Raw genomic sequence first — 302 nt, forward strand, 5'->3', positions numbered from 1 at the left:
ACGCCCCTCGCGCTAGCGGGCCGTAGGCCTCACTGTTCGACCGCCGCCACTCTCTCTTGCTGCATGACTGTTGGTTGACACGCTCCCTAATCCCGGTCAGGTCTTCCAAGGCAATAAAACGGTGGGTCGCCTGTGCCCTAGCAACAATGGACTTGGAGATGCGATGGTTCACCCAAGCTTGAAAGTATCTCTCCCGGCCAGACAGCCGTTGCAACAGCTCCCGGCATCTCCGCCAACTGCTGCGTGGGCCCTTCCTGGCCTTGCGTTGCAGAGCCGCTCTCAAGCGGGAGTAGTGGTCTCTG

The 302-nt window shown here is 60.6% G+C and carries 1 pseudogene; it reads right to left on the bottom strand.

The features are described from left to right. A pseudogene (locus NW835_RS11865) lies at positions 1–302 on the bottom strand (RNA-guided endonuclease TnpB family protein); the annotation flags it as partial.

The organism is Synechococcus sp. OH2 (assembly GCF_047462155.1).
GTDB lineage: Bacteria > Cyanobacteriota > Cyanobacteriia > Thermostichales > Thermostichaceae > Thermostichus.